Origin of the sequence: Lactococcus sp. S-13 (assembly GCF_004210295.1) — a bacterium.
Classification (GTDB): domain Bacteria; phylum Bacillota; class Bacilli; order Lactobacillales; family Streptococcaceae; genus Lactococcus.
Genome location: NZ_SDAK01000001.1, coordinates 973,303 through 996,996, shown reverse-complemented (window position 1 = coordinate 996,996; position 23,694 = coordinate 973,303). Strand labels below are relative to the sequence as shown.

The following is a 23,694-nucleotide window of genomic DNA, read 5'->3' as shown; positions in this document are numbered from 1 at the left end:
AACAAGTGAGGGCAAGAAAATGATTATTACTATTGTTGGCGGGACTGGACTTGTAGGACAAGGAATTTTTAAAACACTCGTCTCCTTTAAAGAATATGAATTACATAGTATTTCAAGAGGGGGAAAATCAAAAGAAAATTTAGTCCCTTCAGTACATTATCATGTCGCAGATCTAAATGAAGCAGGCGATTGGCAAAAAATTTTGAGAAAGTCAGACTGGGTTATTGATGCGGTAGGAATCTTACTTCCAGATAAAGCTAAAGGTACAAGTTATGAAAAAAACAGTATTCAACCAGCGAAAAAGATAATTGACACCCTACTTTTGGAAAAGAACCAATGCCTTTTCATCTCTGCCAATGCTGCCCCTGGTTTCATGAAGGATTACATGGATGCCAAAAAAAGAGTAGAAAATTATGGAAAAGAACGCCTAAAATCAAGATTCATCTGTGTTTTTCCAGGAATTATCTATGACCCCACACGAAAAAGCAGTTATTTTGCTGCCCAACTTTTGAAAGCTCTCCTAAAATTCCCAATCTTTCACACCTTAAAAAAATACAGACCCATCAAACGTAGTGTATTTGCCGAAGAAATTCATCAAATCCTCCAAGGAAAAGAAAGTCCATTAATGAGCCGGATAAAATAAAAGAGGCTAAAGAGCTGACCATGATTACTAGATAATCAATGATTTTTTCTAAATTTTGGGTAAAATTTTGAGAAAATATGGTATAATAGTTATAAATAATAAATTATCCCGGTTGAGCAAGAAATTGCTTCAAGACGATCTAGCTTTAGGGTGGGAGGCTTCTTAGGAAGCCTTCTGCCCTTTTTTTGTTGTCTGAAGGGAGAAGGAGAAAATATGGAAATTATATTATTGATTATTGGGCTGGTACTTGTTATTAAAAGTGCGGATATTTTGATTGATTCCAGTTCAAAAATTGCGAGAAATTATGGCGTTTCAAGTTTTGTGATAGGAATTACAGTAGTTGCCTTTGGGACGAGTGCCCCAGAGTTAGTGGTTGGAATCCTTTCAGCTCTCAGCGGAACAAATGAACTAGGACTTGGCACAGTTGTCGGGAGCTCTTATGCGAATATGACTTTGATTGTTGGTCTGTCTGCTCTCGTATTTCCATTGGTAGTGAACGATTCAGCCATAAAAAAAGAAATTCCAATGCTGATTTTTGTCCAAGCATTATTTGCAGCAATGATTCTTTGGGACAATCAACTTTCCCGACTTGATGGCTTGCTTCTTTTGGGTGGTTTTGTTGCCTTTATGGTTTATGTCGTCCTAGATTCTAAAAAATCAATGAAGATTTCTATTGATATCGAAGGAGATATTGATACCGATGGAGACGGTAACCAAGTTACTGAATATACAACGACTGAAAAAATCAGAAGTGTTCCGATGTTGTGGCTTTTGAGTGTTTTATCACTTGTAGGACTCTATATCGGAGGACAGCTTTCTGTTGAAAATAGTGTTCAAATTGCCAAAAATTTTGGATTAAGTGAGACAATAATCGGCTTGACGATTGTTGCAGTAGCTACCTCTCTCCCAGAACTTGTGACGAGTATTGTAGCAATGAGAAAAAATGAAAAAGATATCGTCCTTGGAAATTGCGTAGGAAGTAATATTTTTAATATCTTACTGGTTATGGGAGTATCATCAACGATTCACCCCTTCTCAATCCAAGAGAACATGACAGTAGACTTACTCTTAATCATTGTGATTGTCGGAGTGATTTATCTCTTGTCACGATTTACAAAAAAAGTTTCACGTCTATTTGGTAGCGTGCTAGTGCTGAGTTATTTCTCATACCTCCTCCTAAAAGTATTTGTAACCCTCGCTTGAGAAGGAGAGGTAGTAAAATCAAGTGAATTAACACAACAATTAAAAAAAATTACTGACGACGCTGTCAGTAATTTTTTTACGGAAAATAAGTCAAAAAAATGAGTTAAAAAGTTTGACCAATACTGACCAATGCGTTATAATTAGAATGTAGTGAGAAAAAGATAATAATCGCTACTAACTATGAAATCGAAATGAGGTGTTTTTATGGACATCGAAAAAATGACAACAACGATGCAAGAAGCACTTGGTTCAGCGCAACAAATTGCGCAAGTTCGTCATCACCAAGTGATTGAAGTTCCACATTTATGGCGAATTTTTGTTCAACCTAATAGTTTTGGGGCGAACTTTTATAAAGATTTAGGGATTGACCTAGATGACTTTACAAATTTAATTGAAAAAGAAATTGACAAAATTAATTCAGTAGAAGGTTCAAATATTACTTATGGCCAAAACCTAAGTCCAGATTTGTTCCAAGTCTTTACTGAAGCAGACAAAATTGCGCAAAAAATGGGCGATGAATACCTCTCAACGGAGATTATTCTCCTTGCCCTCTTTGAGCTCAAGCAAAATCCATTGACTAAATATTTAGTCAATCATGGACTGACAAAAGCGCAAGCGCAAGCTGCGATTGAAGAATTACGTGGAGGTGATAAAGTGACCAGTCAAAATGCAGAAGAAACATACAAAGCACTTGAAAAATATGGGGTAGATCTCGTTGCTCAAGTTAAATCAGGTAAACAAGATCCTGTCATCGGACGTGATGAAGAAATTCGTGATGTCATTCGCGTGCTTTCTCGTAAAACAAAAAATAATCCCGTTCTTATTGGTGAACCTGGGGTTGGTAAAACAGCCATTGTCGAAGGATTGGCACAAAGGATTGTCCGAAAAGACGTTCCTGAAAATCTGAAAGATAAAACAATCTTTTCACTTGATATGGGTGCTCTGATTGCAGGAGCGAAATATCGTGGTGAATTTGAAGAACGACTCAAAGCCGTCCTTAATGAAGTGAAAAAATCAGATGGACAAATTATCCTCTTTATTGATGAACTTCATACGATTGTTGGTGCAGGTAAAACAGAAGGTTCAATGGACGCTGGGAACCTTTTAAAACCAATGCTTGCACGTGGTGAACTCCATTTGATTGGGGCAACGACCTTGGATGAATATCGTAAATACATGGAAACAGATAAAGCACTTGAACGTCGTTTCCAAAAGGTATTGGTTACTGAACCTACTGTTGAAGATACGATTTCAATCTTGCGTGGTCTAAAAGAACGTTTTGAAATCCACCATGGAGTGACCATTCATGATAATGCTCTTGTTGCAGCAGCAACCCTGTCAAATCGCTACATCACCGACCGTTTCCTGCCTGACAAAGCCATTGATTTGGTCGATGAAGCCAGTGCAACCATTCGTGTAGAAATGAATTCCCTGCCAACTGAACTTGACCAAGCCAATCGTCGCTTGATGCAATTAGAAATTGAAGAAGCGGCCCTCAAAAAAGAACGAGATGATGCTTCTAAGAAACGTCTTGAAATTATACGTGGTGAAATTGCTGAACTTCGAGAAGAAAATAATCAACTCAAAGCGCAATGGGAAGCTGAGAAAAAAGAAGTGGGCAACATTTCTGAAAAACGAAATGAATTAGAACACGCCCGCCACGAATTGGAAGAAGCTCAAAACGAAGGCGACTTAGAAAAAGCAGCCGCTCTGCGTTATGGTAAAATTCCAGAGCTTGAAAAAGACCTCAAGGCCATTGAAGAAAAAGCAAAATCAGATGATTTATCCTTAGTTCAAGAATCAGTCACTGAAGAACAAATCGCCGAAGTGGTTGGACGGATGACAGGTATTCCGATTACCAAATTGGTTGAAGGTGAACGTGAAAAATTACTTCACTTACCAGAAACACTGCATCAAAGGGTCGTCGGACAAGATGAAGCTGTTGAAGCTGTATCTGATGCCATTATCCGTGCGCGTGCAGGCATTCAAGACCCTAACCGTCCACTTGGCTCATTCCTCTTCCTCGGGCCAACTGGGGTAGGTAAGACGGAGCTTGCGAAAGCTTTGGCTGAAAATCTCTTCGATTCAGAAGAACATATGGTTCGGATTGACATGAGTGAATATATGGAAAAACACTCAGTTTCTCGGTTAGTCGGAGCACCTCCAGGATATGTCGGTTACGATGAAGGAGGCCAATTGACTGAAGCCGTTCGTCGTAATCCTTATACCATCATCTTACTTGATGAAATCGAAAAAGCACATCCCGATGTCTTCAATATCTTGTTGCAAGTTTTGGATGACGGTCGTTTGACCGACTCTAAAGGTGTTCTCGTTGACTTTAAGAACACCGTGTTGATTATGACTTCAAATGTCGGTTCGCAATATTTGCTGGATAATGTTGGAGAAAATGGTGAAATTTCGGAAGAAACAACTGAAAACGTGATGGCTCAACTTCGGGCACATTTCAAACCAGAATTTCTAAACCGGATTGATGATACCATTCTTTTCAAACCATTGGCACTTGAAGACATCAAGAATATTATCGTTAAAATGACTAGCCAACTTTCACATCGTCTTGAAGAAATGGACGTTCAACTTGAGTTGAGTGAAGAAGTAAAAGTTTGGATTGCGGAAAATGCCTATGAACCTGCGTATGGTGCACGTCCACTCAAACGTTATTTGGCAAAAGTCATCGAAAATCCATTAGCTAAGCTGATTATCGGAGGAAAAATTCCACCAAAATCAAAAGTTATTGTAACACTTGTCGATGATAAGATTGACTTTGAAATCAAATCTATTTCCGAACAATAAGCGTAAAAAGTTTCAGTTGTTTCTGCTGAAACTTTTTTTATGTTTGAAAATCATTTAACATGGAAGTAGAAGAAAATAAATCAAGAAATTGGAGAATGACAGTGTCTGAGAATGCATATGCAAAATCTGGTGTGGATGTGGAAGCAGGATATGAGGTGGTGGCTCGTATTAAAAAACACGTGGCTAAAACCGAACGTTTGGGTGTGATGGGTGCGCTTGGTGGTTTTGGAGGAAGTTTCGATCTTTCGGTGCTTGATGTGAAAGAGCCGGTTTTGATTTCCGGGACAGATGGTGTGGGAACGAAGTTGATGCTGGCGATTGCTGCTGATAAGCATGATACAATCGGGATTGACTGCGTGGCCATGTGCGTGAATGACATTATCGCGGCTGGGGCAGAGCCGTTGTATTTTTTGGATTATATTGCCACAGGGAAAAATATTCCTGAAAAATTGGAGCAAGTCGTGGCTGGTGTGGCTGAAGGTTGCTTGCAAGCAGGAGCGGCTTTGATTGGTGGAGAAACGGCCGAAATGCCTGATATGTATGGTGAAGCGGATTATGATTTGGCTGGTTTTGCTGTGGGTGTGGCTGAAAAATCTCAATTGATTGATGGGGAGAAAAACGTTGCTGCTGGTGATGTTTTGCTGGGCTTGGCTTCTTCTGGGATTCATTCGAATGGCTATTCTTTGGTGCGTAAGGTGTTTGCGGATTTTGATTTGGACGAGGTGTTACCTGAGTTGGGGCGTCCTTTGGGCGAGGAACTTTTGACACCGACAAAGATTTATGTACGCGAACTTTTGCCTTTGATCAAGGCAGGGAAAATCAAGGGAATTGCACATATTACTGGTGGTGGTTTTCATGAAAATCTGCCACGGATGTTTGGCGAAAATCTTTGTGCAGAGGTGGTTGAGGGGTCTTGGCCAATTTTACCGATTTTCCAAGCGCTTGAAAAATATGGGCAAATCAAGCATGAAGAAATGTATGAGATTTTCAATATGGGAATCGGAATGGTGCTTGCGGTGGCACCAGATGTGGCTGAGTCCATCAAGGCTGAACTGGGAGCTTTTGAGATCGGCAAGATGATTGAACGGACAGATAAGGCGGTTGTAATCAAATGAGAATTGCTGTTTTTGCTTCGGGAAATGGGTCAAATTTTCAAGTTCTATCTGAGCAATTTCCGAACAATGTGAAATTGGTGTTTTCAGATCATCGAGATGCCTTTGTCTTACAACGGGCGGAGGCTTTAGAGGTTGCCCAAAAAAGTTTTGAATTGAAAGAATTTGCAAATAAAGCAGCTTACGAGACAAAATTGGTCGAGCTTTTGCAGGACTATGAGATTGATTTGGTGGTGCTTGCGGGCTATATGAAGATTATCGGGCCGACTTTCTTGGCCGGTTTTAAGGGGCAAATCATCAATATTCATCCTTCGCTTCTGCCAGATTTTGCGGGTTCTGCGCACGCGATTGAGGAGTCACACGCAGCGAATAGAGGTTTAGGTGTGACGGTGCATTTTGTTGATGAAGGTGTGGATACGGGAAAAATTATCGCTCAAGTCTCGGTGGAATTTGCTGAAAATTTGGCGATTTATGAAAAGCGAGTCCATGAAGCAGAGTATGAACTGTACCCAAGGGTAATCAAGGCGTTTCTGGCGGGAGAAATTGCTGACGGATGCTCCGTCAGAGAGAAAAATTGCTGACGGATTTTCCGTCAGTGAGAAAAATTGCTGACGGATTTTCCGTCAGTGAGAAAAATTGCTGACGAATTTTCCGTCAGTGAGAAAAATGCTGATGGAAATTAAATTTTCGCCTGTTGGATGAGAGAAATTGCTGACGTAAATTTGCGTCAGCATTTTTTCTATTTTTATGCGAGGGTTCTTTTGTGAAAGCTTGATTTACTATAAGCTAAATTGAAGAGGATACTGTTCATCGCACTTATCGTTTGTCATTTCCGAACGTTGCAATCAAAAAAGTACAAAAAGTCCATTTAATCCTTTTGGCTGAGCTTGAAATGAACTAAAATAGAAGTATATTGCGAAAAAATGGAGAAAAAAATGCATCCACATTTAACAGAAATATTATTTACACGAGAACAAATCGCTGAGCGAGTGAAAGAACTTGCAGAGGTCGTTTCACGCGACTATGAAGGAAAAAATCCACTGGTTGTCGGTATTTTGAAAGGGTCAATCATGTTTACGGTTGATTTGCTCAAAGAATTGTCAATTGATGCTGAGGTTGATTTTATGGACGTGACTAGCTATGGTTACGGGATTTCTTCGTCTGGTGAGGTTCGGATTTTGAAAGATTTGTCAACAGTTGCTCACGGACGTGATATTTTGATTGTTGAGGACATCATTGACACTGGAAATACTTTGCTTTATCTCAAAGGCTTGCTGCAAGAACGTCAGGCAAAATCTGTGAAAATTATTTCACTTTTGGATAAACCAAGTGGTCGTAAAGTTAATATTGACGCGGATTATGTCGGTTTTGAAGTGCCAGATGCTTTCATCGTGGGTTACGGAATTGATTATGCTGAGCGCTATCGTCAATTGCCTTATATTGGAATTTTCAACCAAGAGTTTTTGATTAAAGACTAACTCTTATTTCCGAACAATAAATTAAAAAAAGCCTGGTGAGATGACCAGTGCTTTTTATTTCCAAACAATAAGTTTATAATGAAAAGAGAAGAGAAAATACTGACGGATGCTCCGTCAGGGCGAAAAAATGCTGACGAATAGGTCAGTAAAAATGTAAGTTATTTTGGAGGAACTTATGTCAAAACGTGCGCTTATCAGTGTTTCAGATAAAACAGGAATTGTTGAATTGGCTCAAAAAATTCATGAATTAGGCTGGGAAATCATCTCTACTGGCGGGACAAAAGCCAGCTTAGACCAAGCTGAGATTCCGAATATTGCCATTGATGAAGTGACTGGTTTTCCAGAAATGATGGATGGACGAGTAAAAACGCTCCACCCTTTGATTCATGGCGCTTTGCTGGGACGACGTGATTTGCCAACGCATCAAGAAGCAATGAAAGAACATGGCATTCAGCCGATTGATTTGGTGGTGGTCAACTTGTATCCCTTCAAAGAAACCCTGCTCGCTGGGGGCAACCAGGCTGAAATGATTGAAAAAATTGATATTGGTGGCCCTTCAATGTTGCGCTCAGCCGCTAAAAATCATGCTGCAGTAACTGTTGTTTGTGATCCATCAGATTATGAAAAAGTGCTGACGCAACTGGCAGAAAATGGCGAAACAAGTCTAGCTTTTCGTCAGCAATTAGCAGCGAAAGTTTTTCGTCACACGGCAAGCTATGACGCACTGATTGCACAATATTTGACATCAGAATTTCCAGTAGAAGATGAAAAACCAGAAAAATTGACCCTGACTTACGAATTAAAACAAGGGATGCGCTATGGTGAAAATCCACAACAAAGCGCTGATTTTTACGAATCTGGCTTGCCAACTCAGTACTCGATTGCCCAAAGTCAGCAGCTTCACGGAAAAGCGTTGAGCTATAATAATGTTCGTGACGCTGATGCTGCCTTGCAAATTGCTCGTGATTTCGATGCACCAACGGTAGTTGCGCTCAAACATATGAATCCATGTGGCATTGGGACGGCGGCAGATATTGAGCAGGCTTGGGACTATGCTTATGAAGCAGACCCTGTCTCCATTTTTGGTGGCATTATCGTCTTAAATCGAGAAGTCAATCTGGCGACCGCTCAAAAAATGAGTAAAATTTTTCTAGAAATCATCATTGCCCCAAGTTATAGCACAGAAGCGCTAGAAGTCCTTAGCAAAAAGAAAAACATTCGTTTGCTCACCGTTGATTTCTCAGAAAAAGAGCATTCTAAAATCGAACCACTTGTGACTGGTGTCCTCGGCGGTCTGCTGGTTCAAAATCAAGATGTCATCACTGAACATCCAGAAGAATGGACGACTGCAACCAAAGTAAGCCCCACCGAAGACCAAATGACCGCCTTGAAATTTGCTTGGAAAGCAGTCAAGTTTGTCAAATCAAACGGAATCATTGTGACCAATAGTCACCAAACGCTCGGAGTTGGACCTGGTCAAACCAATCGTGTTGGTTCTGTCAAGATTGCACTCGAAGCAGCAGCCGAAAAATCACCAGAAATGCAAGAAAATTCAGTGCTTGGCTCAGATGCATTCTTTCCTTTTGCCGACAATATCGATGAGATTGCTAAGGCAGGCATCAAGGCCATTGTCCAACCAGGTGGCTCTGTACGTGATCAAGAAGTGATTGATGCCTGTGATAAATACGGCATTGCGATGGTCTTCACTGGTTTGCGTCATTTCAGACATTGAGCGCTTAATTCCAGTCTTCTTTGCGGGGGAATCAGCTAAAGTTTGCTATAATATAAGGAATAAACTGAGCAAAGGAAGAAGAATGACCGTACTACTTTTTGATATTGACAACACTCTGCTGGATTTTGACAAGGCTGAATACGAAGCTTTAGGAAAAATTTTTGAGCATTATCAGATCCCAGACACTGCTGCAACTCGGGCGATTTATTCACGGGAAAACAAAGCCCTTTGGCGAAGCCATGAATTGGGTGAAATTTCGCGTGAAGAATTGCTGGGAACGCGCTTTGAGCGTACTTTCCACGCTTTGAATGTGTCTGAGCGTTTTAATCCTGTGGCAGTAGATGAAGAATATCAGCTTTATTTGTCGCAAGGTCACGAGTTAATGAGCCATGCTGACGAGCTTTTGAATGACCTATCGGCGAAAAATCAAGAGATGTATGTCGTAAGCAATGGAACCTCTCGCGTTTCACGTCCACGAATTTTTGAATCAGGGATTTCTGAATACTTTAGAGAAATCTTTATCAGTGAAGAGGTGGGTCACCATAAGCCTTCGCGTGCTTTCTTTAATCATGTTTTTGATCACGTTGAATCAGCAGATGAAAAAGATTTTGCAATTATTGGCGATTCGTTGACGACCGACATTCTAGGTGGTAAAAACGCAGGAATTAAAACAATCTGGTACAACCCCAAACACTTAGAAGTGAGTGGTATGGTCACTCCAGATTTAGAAATTGCAGATTTATTAGAAATCCCTAGCCTTGTTTCTTAAGGGCTTGGGAATGAAAAACGAATATAAAAAGTCCTGTTTAAATAACAGGGCTTTTTTGTTTATGCATTTGCCTTCTTTTTCAAAAATAGGGTCAGAATAAATCCTACGCTGACGAAAATAAGAAGGAGGAAAAAGGTGTGATGAAAGGCAGTGAGATTTGTTTGGAGAAAAGCGCCAGTTTTTTCGATTTTCATTTGACGACTTAAAAAAGCAGTCAGAAAGGCGATGGCAAAGGAATTGACCACTTGCATCATTTCATTAGTCAGTGGTGTGACGCGACTAATTTTTTGTAGGGGAATCGCTTGAAGGGCGTGGTTGTTGACTTGCATATTGACCAAGCCTTGGGCTAAACCAAGTAAAAGAATCGCGCAAATGGTAAAGAGGAGTGAAGAATGGGGGTTGATTTGAGTAAAGAGGAGGAGACTGAAAGCCCCAAGAGCAAACCCTGGGAGAGCGGCTGCTTTAGTGCCCAACTTATCAAAAAGTCTCCCTCCGATAACCATTCCCAAAAAGCTGGCGATAGCTTGTGGAACCATGATTAAGCCAGTGGTTTCAGAGGAAAGTCCGACAAGGTTTTGCAAGTAAAGGGGAACGAGCAACATAGCACCAAACACAACAATTTGATTGAGCCACATGAGCGAAATTCCTTTTGTAAATTCAGGCAATGCAAAAGCGCGGAGGTGCAAAAGTGGATTTTCGACGCGCAATTCTACGAGGACAAACAAAACCAATAGAATTAAGCCCCAAGGATAAAGCCGAGTGCACCTAGATTTGACCAGCCTTTATCTGCGCCAACGTGGACACCATAAATCAGAACGGGAAAAGCAAATGGAGAGAGTGCGGCACCTTTGAAATCAATTTGGCTGGCTTTGTTGGCAGGAAAATTTGGAAGAAAAAGGAGAACGAAAATCAAGGCTAAAATCCCAATAGGAAGATTGATTAAAAAGACGGTAGACCAATCAAAGGATTTCACTAAGAAACCGGCTAGAGCAGGCCCAATTGTAGGGGCCAGAAGCATTGGTAAGCCTAAAATTCCCATCATTGCGCCCCTTTTTTCCATTGGAATGATTTTAAAGGACATTCCAATCCCAATCGGAGCAACGACGCCACCAGCAAGTCCTTGAGCGATGCGCCAAATGATTAGACTTTCAAGAGAGTGGGCGTTGGCTGCTAAAAGTGAAGCTAGTGTGAAAAAAATGATAGCTAGTGCAAAAATTTTTTTATCTGAAAAACGGTCGCCTAGAAAGCCCGCAAAGGGAATGACGGTCGCCATTGACAAGGTATAGGCAGTAATGACCCACTGGCTGTGCGAGAGGTTCTGGTGAAAGGCCATTTGGAGGTGGGGCAGGGTCACATTCATGATGGTTGTATCCATCATCACTAAAAGCATACCAAGGGCAATTGCTAAAATTGCAGGTAAGACTTTTTTTAAGTTAAAATCAGTTGTGTTATTCATAAAAACCTTCTTTTATTATTTTTGAACACTGTTCGGTAAAAATAATACCATTGTTCTAAAATAAAGTCAAGAAAAAAACTTCTCAACGAAGTTTTCTATGATTTATTCATTTCAATTGTTTTTTCAATTCCTGAGATGAGAAGGCGTAAACCAAACTCAAAACTTTCGGAAGTGCCTAGATGGGAGAGGCTTTCAGTTTGCCAGTATTTGTCAAGAAAAGGCGCAATTTGCACAAGGGGGGCTTTTTCGGGTGTGGCTTTTTCAGGCTGTTCCAAGAAACGTTCGCTATCAATCTTGCTGGTATAGATAAAATTTAGATAGAGATTGACCGTATAAAATTTATGATCATCAGAAAGTTCAAGCTCATCGACAATCATCAAAATTTTATCAAATAAGCGAAGATAATTTTCGGATTCTGGCGGATAATCCATCATGAGCTGAGCAAGGTTGGGGTAATTTTCTAAAACGGTATAGATATTTTTCCCATAGACAAAAAGACGTTCTTGCCAACTTTTCTCGTGGGCGGGGAAAATAATTTCAGCACTTGCTTTATCGATGAGTTCGGCAAAAAGTGCTTCCTTACTGGCAAAATGATAGTAAAGAGAAGAAACGGTCATACCTAGTCTTGTGGCCAATTTTCGCATTGAAAATTCGGTGAGGGAAAGTTCTTGCAAAAGCTCCCAGCTGCTGCTAATGATTTTGTCTTTTTTAGGTTGAGTGGCCATGATTTCTGCTTTCTATTTCTATTAAATTTATTTTACCTGTTTTTAGGCAAAATTGCGATAAAAAAGCAGGACAAAACGAAAGATTTCCAGAGAAATTACTGACGGAAATTGTTTTTGTTGCTGAAAACGAGAGAAAATGCTGACGGAAATTTTCGTCAGTAAAAAAAGATAATTTTTGTTCGTTGACGAACAATTTTCCTTGTGTTATAATGGTTCGTATGCGAACAATAACACACCCTATTGGCCGACTGCTAAAAGTCGCCACAAATCAGATGGCACGTGAGCTGGCAAATTCAGCGGCTCAGCTTGATTTGACAGGTCAGCAAATGTTGATTTTGAATTATCTTGGGGATCAATTGGAAAATCAAGAAAAAACACTGACGGTCAGCCAAACCGAGCTTGAGTTAGAATTTAATATTCGGCGTTCAACAACGACCGAAATTTTGCAGCGTATGGAAAAAAGACAGTTGATTCAAAGACGAGCAAGCACATTTGACGCCCGCCAAAAAGTGATTGAATTGACAGAGGCAGGGCGCAAATATCTGCCGCAAATCAAGGCCTTCATGCGCGAACATGATGAAAAAGTGCTTGGAACTCTGACCGATGCTGAGCTTGCTGCCGTCCAAAAATTTTTCCAAAATATCAATGATTTAGAAAGTCAAAAATGAACACAAGTTTAGAAAATCAATCTCCCGGACACAAAGTCAGCGCGAAAACACGCTTTTCAATAGTCGCTGTTGCTTTTGTCGCTTTTCTCGGAATTCTTGCCGAGACGAGCCTCAATGTTACTTTTCCCACACTCGAAAAAACCTTTGGCTTGCCACTTGGAACGGTTCAATGGGTGACGACGGCTTATCTTTTGGTCGTCGCTTTAGTCATGCCCACCAGTTCTTATATCAGCCAGCGTTTTCAAGATCGTACGCTCTTTTTTTCTGCCTTGGCCTTTTTCACCATCGGCGATTTGCTGAGCTTGATTTCACCAAATTTTACCATCTTGATGATGGGACGTTTGATTCAAGGGATTGGGACAGGAATTGCGATTCCTTTGATGTTTAATCTCGTTTTAACCAAAATTCCACGTGAAAGGGTTGGAGTTTGGATGGGCTTTGCAGGGATGATTTTGAGCATCGCACCAGCACTTGGCCCAACCTACGGAGGACTTTTGACAGGGACAATCGGTTGGCGTATGATTTTTGCCCTGATTTTAATTATTCCCGTCTTTGTTTTTCCGCTGGGAGCTTGGGCGATTGAACAAGCACCGAAAAAATCTTCCAACAAATTTGATTTTGTGGCCTTTAGCTTTTTGTCCATTGCGATGACGAGCGCCCTCTTGGCGCTGGATGCTTTGACCAATCCAAAAATGGCAGCCATTTGGTTTATTATTTTTGCGCTGAGTTTAGCTGCATTTATCTGGCGCTGCAAGACCAGTGATTTGCAATTTTTGGATATTGAAATCTTTAAAAGTCCTACCTTTACTTTGTCGGTATTGGTTTATTGCCTGCTCCAATTTGCTAATTTGGGAATTAATTTTATCATCCCTAACTTTTTACAAATTTCACTGGGAACGTCTAGCACTTTGGCCGGTTTTGCGCTTTTACCAGGTTCTTTGATTGGTTCGGCTTCACAAGGGCCGATTGGAGCGCTCTATGACCGCAAAGGGGCCAAAGGCATTTTGCTTAGCGGAAACGTCATTTTCTTTGTGGCGCTCGTACTTTTGACTATTTTCACTAAAAATCTGACGCTAGTTAGTTTGATGGCGCTCTATATTCTCTTCACCATTGGGCGCTCAGCTGGTTTTGCAACGACGATGACCAACAGTTTGGCACAATTATCACCTCAAAAAGCAGCAGCAGGAAATGCTTGGTTTACGACGGGATCACAATTTGCCGCCTCAGCAGGAACAGCAACAGCAAGTCTGATTGCAACTAAAGCTGATAATCTCACCACAGGAACTCAGCACGTTTTCATCCTCTTTTTGGGAATCACCGTGGTCAATTTTATCTTTTACAGCCTCATTTTGAATAAAAAAATCAACTAAAACAAGAAAAAATACTGACGAAAATTTCCGTCAGTGTTTTTTCTCATTTCGTCAGTAAATTGGTCAACGTCAGGCCGTCACCATCTTACGAATTAGTTCATGAATTTCGCTCAAAGGCCGTTTGCGTCCAGAGAGTAACCATTGGCTCCAGAGGGCGTAAACGCCCGCTGAAATGAAAGTCAGCCATTCCTCATCTTTGTTTTGATTGATAAAAAATTTCTTAATTTCTTCAGTGAAAATTTGACTAATCAATGGCTCAAAGCCTTGCGCCTTGGCCCGAACCAATTGCTCACCAAAAACCGCCAAAAATTCCTCTTGATTTTCTAATTTGACCGAGTTTTGGCTTGTGTGGCGCAAACGCTCAAATTCGTCAGCAATTTTGGGTTGATAATAGGCATAAATAATCTGATCTAGCTGCTCAAAATTTCGATAAAAAGCCATGCGACTCACACCCGCTCGCTGACAGACTTTAGAAACGCTCAAATCTGAAAGCTGATGATGCTCTAAAAGTTGCAAAAGGGCGATGGTGAGGCATTCTTGGGTGTCTTTTTTGATTGTTTGTGCGTGCTGGGTAGCTGCCATTACATTTCCTCCAAAACTGTCACAGATGCTAAGATGCTGCTTGTTTTTTATTTAAGAATAGTATAAACTAATCAAACAGAAGTTACAAGTGAAACTTCAGCAAAAAGGAGAAAAGAAATAATGAACGAAAAAAAATTAGTGTTAGTGACAGGTGGGAGCGGTTTTATAGCGATTCATACTATGGCAAAGTTGCTTCAAAAAGGCTATCGTGTTCGTGCAAGCTTGCGCACCATGTCACGCCAAGATGAAGTCAAAGCCATGCTCAAGCAGGCTGGGGTCAGTGATTTAGCCGAATTGAGCTTTGTAAAAGCTGATTTGACAGACGAAGCGAGCTGGATTCCAGCCATGGATAAGGTCGATGCCGTCATGCACATCGCTTCCCCAACTCCAGCAACTCGTCCAGATTCCGCCGATGAGATGGTTAAAATGGCTGTTGACGGGCTGCTCAATGTCTTCAAGGCGGCTAAAAAAGCGCAAGTTGAACGCATTGTTCTGACCTCAGCATCAGGTGCCGCACTTGCTGGTCACAAAAATCACCCCGAAATCTTTACCGAAGAAGATTGGAGTGACTTATCTGCACCAATCAACGCTTATCAACGTTCAAAAACAATGGCAGAACAAGCTGCTTGGAAATTTGCCAAAGAAAACCAATTAGATTTGGTCAGTATTCTGCCTGTTGCTGTCATGGGGCCAGTATTAGGCCAAGATTTTTCGCATTCTAATCAAGCCATTAAAAATATGTTTGAAGGCAAAATGCCTCAGCTTTTGCGTTTGGCTTTTGACTATATTGACGTGCGTGATGTTGCCGATTTACACCTTTTAGCTTTAGAAAATCCTCAAGCAGTGGGCGAGCGTTTCCTTGCCACAACAGGCGAAAATATAAGCTACAAAGCCCAAGCTAAGTTGCTCAAAGAACATTTTGGCCCTCAAGCCAACCAGGTTTCAACACGGGAAATTCCTGATTTTCTCGTTAAATTTTTGGCTCATTTCAAAAAAGATTTGAAAATGCCAGCCACATTTTTAGGGCAAAACACAGCCTGCAGCAATGCAAAAGCAAAAAAATTGCTCAATTGGCAGCCTCGTTCCGCCGAAAGTTCAATTATCGCCACTGCTCAAAGTATGTTTGACTTAGGAATAATCAAAAAAGAAAAGTAAACACCCTAGAGGCAAATGTTGCTTAAAAAGCGCTCGCTTTGTTATAATAGAATAAGAAACAAGTGAGAGGAGGCAAGCAATGAAAGAACGCTATGAAATCATTTCGATGAGGGATCATTACAAAATTCGGCTAGGGATTTTTGAACCTCAACACGCACCTAAAGGCGTTGTACAACTTATCCATGGCTTTGGAGAATACACCGGTCACTACCTTTATTTGATTAACGACTTGGTCAATGCAGGCTTTGTTTGTCTAATGCACGATCAAAGAGGACACGGTATTTTGGCGGCAGCACGTCCCAAAATGCAAGGTAGAGCGCAGAATTATGATAAATTTTTAAGCGACTGCCTTGAAATCCGCAAAATTATTTCCAAAAAATACAGTCGCCTCCCTGTCTATCTCTTTGGCCATAGTTTGGGTGGAAATATCGCCCTTAATCTTCTCTTACGAAACCCTCAGATTCAAAACTCCTATCAAAAAGCGGTGATTGAATCCCATGGCTTGACTTAGCCCACCCGCCTGCAAAAATAATCCAAAGCATTGCTCAGGTCGCGGGTAAGATCAGTCCTCACTTTCGCATTCGCACGAGGCTGAAAGTGGCGGGGATTTCCCACCACCAAGATCTGGTGGACTTGGTGACTAAAGATGGAATTTATCATGATTTTCTTTCTTTGCGCCTTTTTTCTCAAATCATGGAAGCGGGTCGTCATGCTCAAAATCACGTGAAAGATTTGACCCTTCCGACCTTGCTATTTTGCGGGGGACAAGATGCGATTTGCTCAGCTCCAGCGATTCGCCGCTTTGCTCAACAAGCAGGGGAAAACGTCATTTATGACGAGCTTCCAGAAGCCTACCATGCGCTTCATCTGGATACAGACGCTCGCCAATTTTTGAATAAAATGAAAGATTTTCTGCTCAAAAGCGAATTTTCCTGAGTAAAAAACGACAAATCATTTGAAAAATGCTGCTTACTGCTCCTCGTGCCTGCAGCGTTTTTCTTTTGTTCAGTCAAAAGCATTCTTTTTAGTCTGTCAGGTCATTATTAAGAGGCATCGGCTTGCAACTTATGCTATAATTGATTCATGGAAAAATTTTACAAAGTAGGAACAATCGTGAACACACAAGGGCTTCAAGGTGAGGTTCGAGTGATGCCAACGACTGATTTTGCACAAGAACGTTTTGCAAAAGGGGCGGTTTTGGCGCTCTTTGATGAAAAAGATAATTATGTTCAAGATTTAAAGGTCAAATCAGGACGACCACAAAAGAGTTTTTATGTGGTCAAATTTGACGGTTTTTATCATATCAATGACGTTGAAAAATATAAGGGATTTTCAGTGAAAATTGCCCAAGAAAATCAAACTGCTCTGGATGATGGTGAGTTTTATTATCATGAAATCATTGGGTGTGAAGTGTATGAGCATGATGTTTTGATTGGGAAAATTTCGGAGATTTTGCAGCCCGGAGCTAATGACGTTTGGGTCGTGAAACGTGATGGAAAACGTGATTTGCTTTTGCCTTATATTCCACCTGTGGTGTTGAAGGTTGATGTGGCTAATCAGCGTGTAGAAGTCGAAATCATGGAAGGATTGGATGATTAAGGCATGAGAATTGATATTTTAAGTATCTTTCCAGAAATGTTTGCTCCTCTTCACCAATCCATCGTTGGAAAAGCTCAGCAAAAAGGGCTTTTGGACTTGCATACGCATGATTTTCGGGAAAATGCAACGAATAAACAGCGTCATGTTGATGATATGCCTTATGGCGGTGGTCAAGGAATGCTTTTGATGCCTCAGCCGATTTTTGACTGTATGGAGCAAATCCCCCAAAGTCCGACTAAGCCACCACGGGTGATTTTACTGGATCCCGCGGGAAAACGTTTTGATCAAAAAATGGCTGAAGAATTGGCTCAAGAAGAACAATTAATTTTTATTTGTGGGCATTATGAAGGCTATGATGAACGGATTAAAACGCTAGTGACGGATGAAATTTCTTTGGGAGATTTTGTTTTGACTGGGGGAGAGGTGGCAGCCACAGTTATGGTCGATGCTGTTGTTCGACTTTTACCGGGCGTTTTAGGAAAAGCAGCCAGTCATGAAGATGATTCATTTTCAAGTGGGCTTTTGGAATATCCGCAATACACACGACCAGAGGATTTCCGCGGTATGAAAGTTCCTGAGGTTTTGATGAGTGGACATCATGAAAATATACGTAAATGGCGTTTAAATGAGTCTTTGAAAAAAACGTTGGCCCGTCGACCAGATTTGTTAGAAACTTATCAAACAAATGCTGAAGAAGAGAAGATGCTACAAGGATTACGCGAAAACACACAAGATGTGGTAGAATGAAATAAGACTAAAAAAATTCAGGATATTAGTGCTTTTAAAATAAAAATAGGGTGGTTTTAAAAATGACTTTGACAATTGAACGTGAACAAGAATTTGTGAATCAATTTCATTATGATGCACGTAATTTGGAGTGGGAAAAAGAAAATGGGACACCAGAAACGAATTTGAATGTGCAATTTCAATTGGTTCCTTTGGATCAACTTGAAAAGGTGGAAGAAGGCGATACAGCGATTCATGCGGTGTTGACTTATTTGATTGTTTTGGACAATATCGTTTTGTCTGGTTTTGTCAGTCAATTGAACTATATCCGCGCGCGCGTGATTAAAGAGCAAGAAGAATTGGACGCTGAGGAAATGTCTCAATTGGCAGCTCCTTTGTTTGATTTGCTCAAACGTTTGGTTTATGAAACAACAGAAGTTGCTCTGGATCAGCCAGGCATCAATTTGGAATTTTAAGTTAGAAAATTATGAAATTAGCTGTTATTACGGATTCCTCGGCGGATTTTGCCGAGCAATATAATTCTTATGAGAATCTTTTTGTTTTAAATATCCCAATCTCAATTGATGGTGTGGATTATGATTTGCAAAAACTTTCACATGAAGAATGGTTTGAACTGATGGAAAAAGCGCAAGAAGTTCCTAAAACCTCACAACCAAGCGTTGCTGAGCTGGAATTTCTCCTGAAGGATTTGGAAAAAAAGGGCTACACTCATGTTTTAGGACTTTTCTTACCGGCAGCAATTTCTGGTTTTTATCAAAATGCTTTTTATTTGCAGCATGAATTTGATAAGATGCAAGTCAATTTTCCTGAAACTTTTATTACGTCAAGTCCTTTGGGCTATATGGTTGAAACGGTTTTGGATTTAGCCGACAGTGGGGCAGAATTTAGCGAAATTTTGGCAAAATTTGAAGCGCAACGTGATGGCGACCGTGCTTATATGTTAGTTGATGATTTGAAATGGCTGGCAAAAGGAGGACGCCTGTCCAATGGTGCTGCGGTTCTTGGGACTTTGCTTAATATCAAACCGGTCTTGACTTTTAGCCCTGAGGGTAAGGTTGAGGTGTTTGAAAAAGTTCGGACGGTCAAAAAGACAATGAGTCTGATGAAAAAACTTTTGTTGCAAGAAGCGCAGGATCATTCGGCTTATAAGGTTTTTGTTATTCAAGCAAGAGCGACTGAGCGCGCGCAGGAATTATATGATTATGCTAAAGCTGAAGGTTTTGATGATGTGGAAATGGTGACTTTCGGGCCGGTCATTGCCACACATCTGGGGCTGAACACGGTAGCTTACGCGATTTCGCCCAAAAAATAAGAGCACGTTTAGGCGTGCTTTTCTGCAAAGATGAATTATCTGAAAAATGAAAATATAAGAAGTGAGGATGAATGATGAGTAAAATTAAAGTGATTATTGCTGGATTTAGTGGGAAAATGGGCAGTACAGCAGTCAAAATGGTGCAAGAAGCTGAAGATTTTGAGTTGGTGGGCTTGCTGGGGCGTGACGAGACAGTGAGTGAGGCATTCGGACTTCCTGTGTTTAATCATAAAGAGGAAGTGATCGGGCTTTCGGCAGATGTCTGGGTGGATTTGACGGCACCTGCTGCGGCTTATGAAAATACTCGTTTTGCTTTGGAGCAGGGTTTTCGTCCGGTGGTCGGAACGACGGGCTTCACTGAGGACGAAGTGGCGGAGCTGATTGAGTTGTCACGAGAGAAAAAATTGGGCGGTTTGATTGCTCCAAATTTTGCTTTGGGAGCTGTGTTGATGATGCAATTTTCCAAAGCGGCAGCGAAATATTTTTCGGATGTGGAAATCATTGAATTGCACCATGATGGAAAAATGGATGCGCCGTCTGGAACGGCAGTCAAGACTGCAGAATTGATGGCAGAAGTGCGCACAGCCCATCAACAAGGGGCGCAAGGTGAGCAAGAAACGCTCAAGGGCGCACGGGGGGCCGACTATGAAGGAATGCGGATTCATTCGGTGCGCTTGCCGGGTCTTGTGGCTCATCAGGAGGTGATTTTTGGTTCGACAGGCGAAGGGTTGACATTGCGTCATGACTCTTACGATCGGGCAAGTTTCATGACGGGAATTGCTTTGGGCATTCGCAAGGTGATGACCACGGATGAGTTGAAATATGGCTTGGAACACTTTTTGGACTTGTAAAAACATTTCCGTCAGTAAAAAAGTCAGAGGCGTCAGTAAATATCATTTTCGTCAGTAAAAAAGGAGGAATTTTCATGGAAAATTTAGTGATACGTGAGTTAGAAAAAGCGGATATGGCTGCATTTTTGGATTATGCAGCGGATTGGACAAGGGATGTGAGTCCGTTCAAGATTGATGAGGCCAAAATTTATGCCACAATTTCTGAGGACAATTTTGAGGATTTTCAGACTGAAATTGAGCAAGAAAAAACGCTGCCCAAAAATCCTGATTATTCGACGGCAACGAAGTATTTTGCTTTTATCAATGGGAAAATTGCGGGCGTGATTTCTTGCCGCTGGCAGATTGAAAAAGGAATTTTGCTGGAATGGGGCGGGCATATCGGCTACGGTGTCGCGCCGTCTTTTCGCGGGCACCATTTGGCGGAGCAAATGGTCAAATTTGCCTTGCCTGAATACAAAAAACGAGGCATTTTGCGAGTGATGATTTCTGCTGATGAGGACAATATCGCCAGTCGCAAAACGATTGAGCGCAACGGCGGCGTTTTGGAAAATATTGTTTCTATTGATGACAGCAAGGTTTGCCGCTATTGGATTGACTTGGAAAACGAAGAACACTAAGCCTGCCCACAGCACTTTTTGATTTCGTCAGCAAAATCTCTGGCGCAATGTCCGCTCTTTTATTTTCGTCAGCAAATTCTCTGGCTCAGTGTCCGCTCTTTTGATTTCGTCAGTAAATTCTCTGACTGAGAATGAGGGGAGTCCCCGTTTTTGGCTAAAAAATGATAAAATAAAGGATATGAAATTAGATAAATTACCCGTGGAGTTCGTGCAAGCGCTACCGGTTTTAAAAAAAATAATTGCGCATGGTTTTGAGGCTTATTTTGTGGGCGGCTCAGTGCGCGATGTCCTTTTGGGACGGGAAATTCATGATGTAGATATTGCTACAAGTGCCTATCCTGAAGAAATCAAAGCGATTTTTCCGCACACGATTGATGTTGGCATTGAGCATGGAACGGTGCTCGTTTTAGCTGGAAAATCAGAGGCTGAACACTATGAAATCACGACTTTTCGGACGGAGTCGAAGTATACAGATTACAGAAGACCCGATCACGTCGATTTTGTGCGTGATTTGCGGGAGGATTTAAAGCGCCGCGATTTTACGGTCAACGCTTTTGCGTGTGATGTCAACGGCGAAATTATTGATTTATTTGACGGACTTTTGGATTTGAAAGAACGCCGATTGAGAGCCGTGGGAAGTGCATCCGAGCGCTTCAACGAGGACGCCTTGCGGATTATGCGTGCCATGCGATTTGCTGCGACCTTGGATTTTGCGATTGAAGCCGAAACATTTGTTGCCATGTGCGAGCGCGCCAATCTGCTGGAAAAAATTTCAGTGGAGCGTATTTTCATTGAGCTAGACAAACTTTTCTTGGGCGCCGATTGGCGCAATGGGCTGACGCTTCTTGTGCAGTCTGGAGCTTGGAAATATTTGCCCGCCTTTCAACTGCCTGCTTTAGAGAAAATGCTGACGGAAATTTCTAGCACGTTTCACTTTCAAAATTCCGAACAAGCTTGGGCTGCCTTGCTGACCAGATTTACTCAGATTGAAGTCAAGAATTTCTTACGCCAATGGAAAGTTTCTAACGACTTTGCCAAGTACGTTTCCGACCTTGTTTCAGCCTATGCCATTAAAAAATGGGATTTGTTGAGCCTCTACCAATTTGGGCTGGAAAAAGTCCAATTAGTTGACCAACTCAAAAATGCTTGTGGCCTAGAAATTGACGAAAATTATGCCATTGAATTAGATCATCAACTTCAAATCCATGACAAATCAGAAATCGTTGTCGCTGGCAAAGACCTGATGAAAGAATTGTCCCTCAAACCCGGCCCAGAATTAGGCCAAATACTTCGCAAAATTGAGCAAAAAATTGTCCAAAATCAGCTTAAAAATGAGCGTCGAGCCATTTTTGAAGCAGTAAAAAAAGAATGGAAACTGAAATAAATTTCCAAAAATAACCGTGGAGAAAATATTATGAAAATCGAAAATCGTCGCAAAGGTTCTTGTACCACCGTTTTAGTCGGAAAAAAAGCTTCCATTGACGGCTCGACAATGATTGCCCGCAATGATGATGGCCATGAAGCGCTTGACCCGCAACGTTTTGTTGTCATCCAACCCGAAGAACAACCTCGTCACTACAAGGCTGTTTTATCAGGATTAGAACTCGATTTACCAGATAATCCGCTGCGCTATACCGCGACACCTAACGCCGTTTTGAAAGAAGGCATTTGGCCAGCCGCAGGGATTAATAGTGAAAATGTCGCCATGTCAGCGACAGAAACCATCACAACAAATCCACGAATTTTAGGACTTGACCCTTATGTTGAAAATGGGATGGGTGAAGAAGACCTCGTGACCCTTGTTTTACCTTACGTTACAAGCGCACGCGAAGGCGTTCTGCGTTTGGGGGAACTGTTGACGACCTACGGAACTTACGAACCAAACGGCATTGCTTTTGCTGACCATAATGAAGTCTGGTGGTTAGAAACAATTGGGGGACACCATTGGGCAGCAGTGCGCATCCCCGACGACTCCTTTGTCGTTGCTCCGAACCGCATGAACATTGATGAATTTAAGTTTGGTAACGAGGACTACCTCTGCTCAGATGATTTGAAAACATTGATTGATAAAAATCATCTCAATCCTGAGATTGAAGGCTATAAAACCCGCTATAATTTACGTCAAATTTTTGGTTCAAGCTCAATCAAAGACACTGTTTACAACAATCCACGGACATGGTACGGACAAAATTTCTTGGGAGAGCGCTCTGAGAATCCACAAGCACACGACTTGCCTTTCATCTGCGAAGCCAGCCGAAAAATTACCGTCGAAGACATCAAATTTGTCTTATCTAGCCATTTTGAGAATACAAAATATGACCCTTATGGCACAACCAACACACCAGAAGAACGCAAACTCTTCCGTCCAATCGGAATCAACCGTAACCACAGTGTCCACATCCTCCAAGTGCGAAACCATGTCCCTAAAGAATTAGCCGGTGTGCAATGGCTTGCCTTTGGAGCCAATACCTTCAACCATGTGGTACCATTTTACACTGCAATTTCGGACACCCCAGCTTGCTACCGTGACGCCAAAGGCGAATACGACCCAACAAATATGTACTGGTTGAGTGCCACAACCGCAGTTTTAGGCGATAGCAACTATGACTTATTTGTAGACCTGCGCGACAATTATGAATTAAACACCCTAGCAAAATTCCACGAAATCCAAAACGAAACCGACCAAAATTTTGCTACAGCAACAGATAAAATCGCCTATTTGACCGCAGCCAACGAGAAGTTAGCAGCAGTAGCCCTGAAAAACCAAACTGAACTTTTAGGACGTATGGTAGTCCTCGGCTCAGCCAACATGAAATTACGCTTTGACTTCAACGACTAAAAAAGGCAACAAGACTTAATAAAAC

Annotated in this window: 25 protein-coding genes; 21 read left to right on the top strand and 4 right to left on the bottom strand. The window is 41.5% G+C overall.

Translation table 11 applies throughout. From position 1 onward, the window contains the following. Positions 1-19: 19 nt before the first annotated feature. The 8 genes from EQJ87_RS05000 (at position 20) to EQJ87_RS04965 (ending at position 9,748) form a co-directional block, all read left to right on the top strand. A complete protein-coding gene (locus EQJ87_RS05000) occupies positions 20-643 on the top strand; it encodes an NAD-dependent epimerase/dehydratase family protein (RefSeq protein WP_130123590.1) in 624 nt (207 codons plus the stop codon). 213 nt (positions 644-856) lie between these two features. Further along, positions 857-1,846, top strand: a complete 990-nt coding sequence (locus EQJ87_RS04995; RefSeq protein WP_130123589.1) for a calcium/sodium antiporter — start codon at positions 857-859, stop codon at positions 1,844-1,846. A 204-nt stretch (positions 1,847-2,050) separates the two neighbouring features. After that, the gene (gene clpB / locus EQJ87_RS04990) at positions 2,051-4,657 is read left to right on the top strand and encodes an ATP-dependent chaperone ClpB (protein WP_130123588.1); all 2,607 of its coding nucleotides are present in this window, start codon (positions 2,051-2,053) and stop codon (positions 4,655-4,657) included. Between the two features lie 101 nt (positions 4,658-4,758). Continuing rightward, positions 4,759-5,772: a phosphoribosylformylglycinamidine cyclo-ligase gene (purM, locus tag EQJ87_RS04985; RefSeq protein ID WP_130123587.1), complete on the top strand. Its 1,014-nt coding sequence runs from the start codon at positions 4,759-4,761 to the stop codon at positions 5,770-5,772. Continuing rightward, positions 5,769-6,350 (top strand): phosphoribosylglycinamide formyltransferase, encoded by a 582-nt coding sequence (gene purN / locus EQJ87_RS04980; protein WP_130123586.1) that lies wholly within the window; start codon positions 5,769-5,771, stop codon positions 6,348-6,350. Before purM ends, purN begins: the two co-directional genes overlap by 4 nt. A gap of 354 nt (positions 6,351-6,704) precedes the next feature. Further along, a complete protein-coding gene (hpt, locus tag EQJ87_RS04975; RefSeq protein WP_130123585.1) occupies positions 6,705-7,247 on the top strand; it encodes a hypoxanthine phosphoribosyltransferase in 543 nt (180 codons plus the stop codon). Positions 7,248-7,422: 175 nt separating this feature from the next. Then, on the top strand, positions 7,423-8,979 hold the full coding sequence (gene purH, locus EQJ87_RS04970) for a bifunctional phosphoribosylaminoimidazolecarboxamide formyltransferase/IMP cyclohydrolase (protein ID WP_130123584.1): 1,557 nt from the start codon (positions 7,423-7,425) through the stop codon (positions 8,977-8,979). Positions 8,980-9,061: 82 nt separating this feature from the next. Continuing rightward, entirely contained in the window at positions 9,062-9,748 is a 687-nt protein-coding gene (locus EQJ87_RS04965) for a YjjG family noncanonical pyrimidine nucleotidase (protein ID WP_130123583.1), read from the top strand. Positions 9,749-9,807: 59 nt separating this feature from the next. On the opposite strand, the gene EQJ87_RS11705 is transcribed toward EQJ87_RS04965, so the two are convergent. From EQJ87_RS11705 to EQJ87_RS04955, 3 genes are all read right to left on the bottom strand, one after another. Further along, positions 9,808-10,479: an MFS transporter gene (locus EQJ87_RS11705; RefSeq protein ID WP_223804502.1), complete on the bottom strand. Its 672-nt coding sequence runs from the start codon at positions 10,477-10,479 to the stop codon at positions 9,808-9,810. A gap of 5 nt (positions 10,480-10,484) precedes the next feature. After that, positions 10,485-11,204 carry an MFS transporter gene (locus EQJ87_RS11700; protein ID WP_223804501.1) on the bottom strand — a complete coding sequence of 240 codons (720 nt, stop codon included), beginning with the start codon at positions 11,202-11,204 and terminating at the stop codon, positions 10,485-10,487. Between the two features lie 95 nt (positions 11,205-11,299). Then, positions 11,300-11,929: a TetR/AcrR family transcriptional regulator gene (locus EQJ87_RS04955; protein WP_130123582.1), complete on the bottom strand. Its 630-nt coding sequence runs from the start codon at positions 11,927-11,929 to the stop codon at positions 11,300-11,302. Positions 11,930-12,147: 218 nt separating this feature from the next. Between EQJ87_RS04955 and EQJ87_RS04950 the strand changes: the two genes are divergently transcribed. Next, on the top strand, positions 12,148-12,597 hold the full coding sequence (locus tag EQJ87_RS04950) for a MarR family winged helix-turn-helix transcriptional regulator (protein ID WP_130123581.1): 450 nt from the start codon (positions 12,148-12,150) through the stop codon (positions 12,595-12,597). Continuing rightward, positions 12,594-13,967 carry an MFS transporter gene (locus EQJ87_RS04945; RefSeq protein WP_130123580.1) on the top strand — a complete coding sequence of 458 codons (1,374 nt, stop codon included), beginning with the start codon at positions 12,594-12,596 and terminating at the stop codon, positions 13,965-13,967. The genes EQJ87_RS04950 and EQJ87_RS04945 overlap by 4 nt, the downstream gene beginning before the upstream one ends. A gap of 69 nt (positions 13,968-14,036) precedes the next feature. On the opposite strand, the gene EQJ87_RS04940 is transcribed toward EQJ87_RS04945, so the two are convergent. Further along, the gene (locus EQJ87_RS04940; protein WP_130123579.1) at positions 14,037-14,549 is read right to left on the bottom strand and encodes a TetR/AcrR family transcriptional regulator; all 513 of its coding nucleotides are present in this window, start codon (positions 14,547-14,549) and stop codon (positions 14,037-14,039) included. 120 nt (positions 14,550-14,669) lie between these two features. Between EQJ87_RS04940 and EQJ87_RS04935 the strand changes: the two genes are divergently transcribed. The 11 genes from EQJ87_RS04935 (at position 14,670) to EQJ87_RS04890 (ending at position 23,669) form a co-directional block, all read left to right on the top strand. Then, positions 14,670-15,704, top strand: a complete 1,035-nt coding sequence (locus tag EQJ87_RS04935; protein ID WP_130123578.1) for an SDR family oxidoreductase — start codon at positions 14,670-14,672, stop codon at positions 15,702-15,704. Positions 15,705-15,783: 79 nt separating this feature from the next. Continuing rightward, positions 15,784-16,215, top strand: a complete 432-nt coding sequence (locus tag EQJ87_RS11790; protein WP_255411625.1) for an alpha/beta hydrolase — start codon at positions 15,784-15,786, stop codon at positions 16,213-16,215. Further along, complete coding sequence (locus EQJ87_RS11785) at positions 16,197-16,640, top strand: serine aminopeptidase domain-containing protein (protein WP_370449778.1); 444 nt, start codon at positions 16,197-16,199, stop codon at positions 16,638-16,640. The genes EQJ87_RS11790 and EQJ87_RS11785 overlap by 19 nt, the downstream gene beginning before the upstream one ends. A gap of 147 nt (positions 16,641-16,787) precedes the next feature. Beyond that, positions 16,788-17,303, top strand: coding sequence for a ribosome maturation factor RimM (gene rimM / locus EQJ87_RS04925; RefSeq protein WP_130123577.1), 516 nt, complete (start codon positions 16,788-16,790; stop codon positions 17,301-17,303). A gap of 3 nt (positions 17,304-17,306) precedes the next feature. Further along, the gene (gene trmD / locus EQJ87_RS04920; protein WP_130123576.1) at positions 17,307-18,050 is read left to right on the top strand and encodes a tRNA (guanosine(37)-N1)-methyltransferase TrmD; all 744 of its coding nucleotides are present in this window, start codon (positions 17,307-17,309) and stop codon (positions 18,048-18,050) included. 62 nt (positions 18,051-18,112) lie between these two features. After that, a complete protein-coding gene (locus EQJ87_RS04915) occupies positions 18,113-18,505 on the top strand; it encodes a DUF1149 family protein (RefSeq protein ID WP_130123575.1) in 393 nt (130 codons plus the stop codon). A gap of 11 nt (positions 18,506-18,516) precedes the next feature. Then, on the top strand, positions 18,517-19,362 hold the full coding sequence (locus EQJ87_RS04910; protein ID WP_130123574.1) for a DegV family protein: 846 nt from the start codon (positions 18,517-18,519) through the stop codon (positions 19,360-19,362). Positions 19,363-19,436: 74 nt separating this feature from the next. Then, positions 19,437-20,213 (top strand): 4-hydroxy-tetrahydrodipicolinate reductase, encoded by a 777-nt coding sequence (gene dapB, locus EQJ87_RS04905; RefSeq protein WP_130124592.1) that lies wholly within the window; start codon positions 19,437-19,439, stop codon positions 20,211-20,213. A 74-nt stretch (positions 20,214-20,287) separates the two neighbouring features. Next, positions 20,288-20,830, top strand: coding sequence for a GNAT family N-acetyltransferase (locus EQJ87_RS04900; protein WP_130123573.1), 543 nt, complete (start codon positions 20,288-20,290; stop codon positions 20,828-20,830). A 178-nt stretch (positions 20,831-21,008) separates the two neighbouring features. Then, a complete protein-coding gene (locus tag EQJ87_RS04895; RefSeq protein WP_130123572.1) occupies positions 21,009-22,214 on the top strand; it encodes a CCA tRNA nucleotidyltransferase in 1,206 nt (401 codons plus the stop codon). 30 nt (positions 22,215-22,244) lie between these two features. After that, positions 22,245-23,669 carry a C69 family dipeptidase gene (locus tag EQJ87_RS04890; protein WP_130123571.1) on the top strand — a complete coding sequence of 475 codons (1,425 nt, stop codon included), beginning with the start codon at positions 22,245-22,247 and terminating at the stop codon, positions 23,667-23,669. The last annotated feature ends 25 nt before the right edge of the window (positions 23,670-23,694 follow it).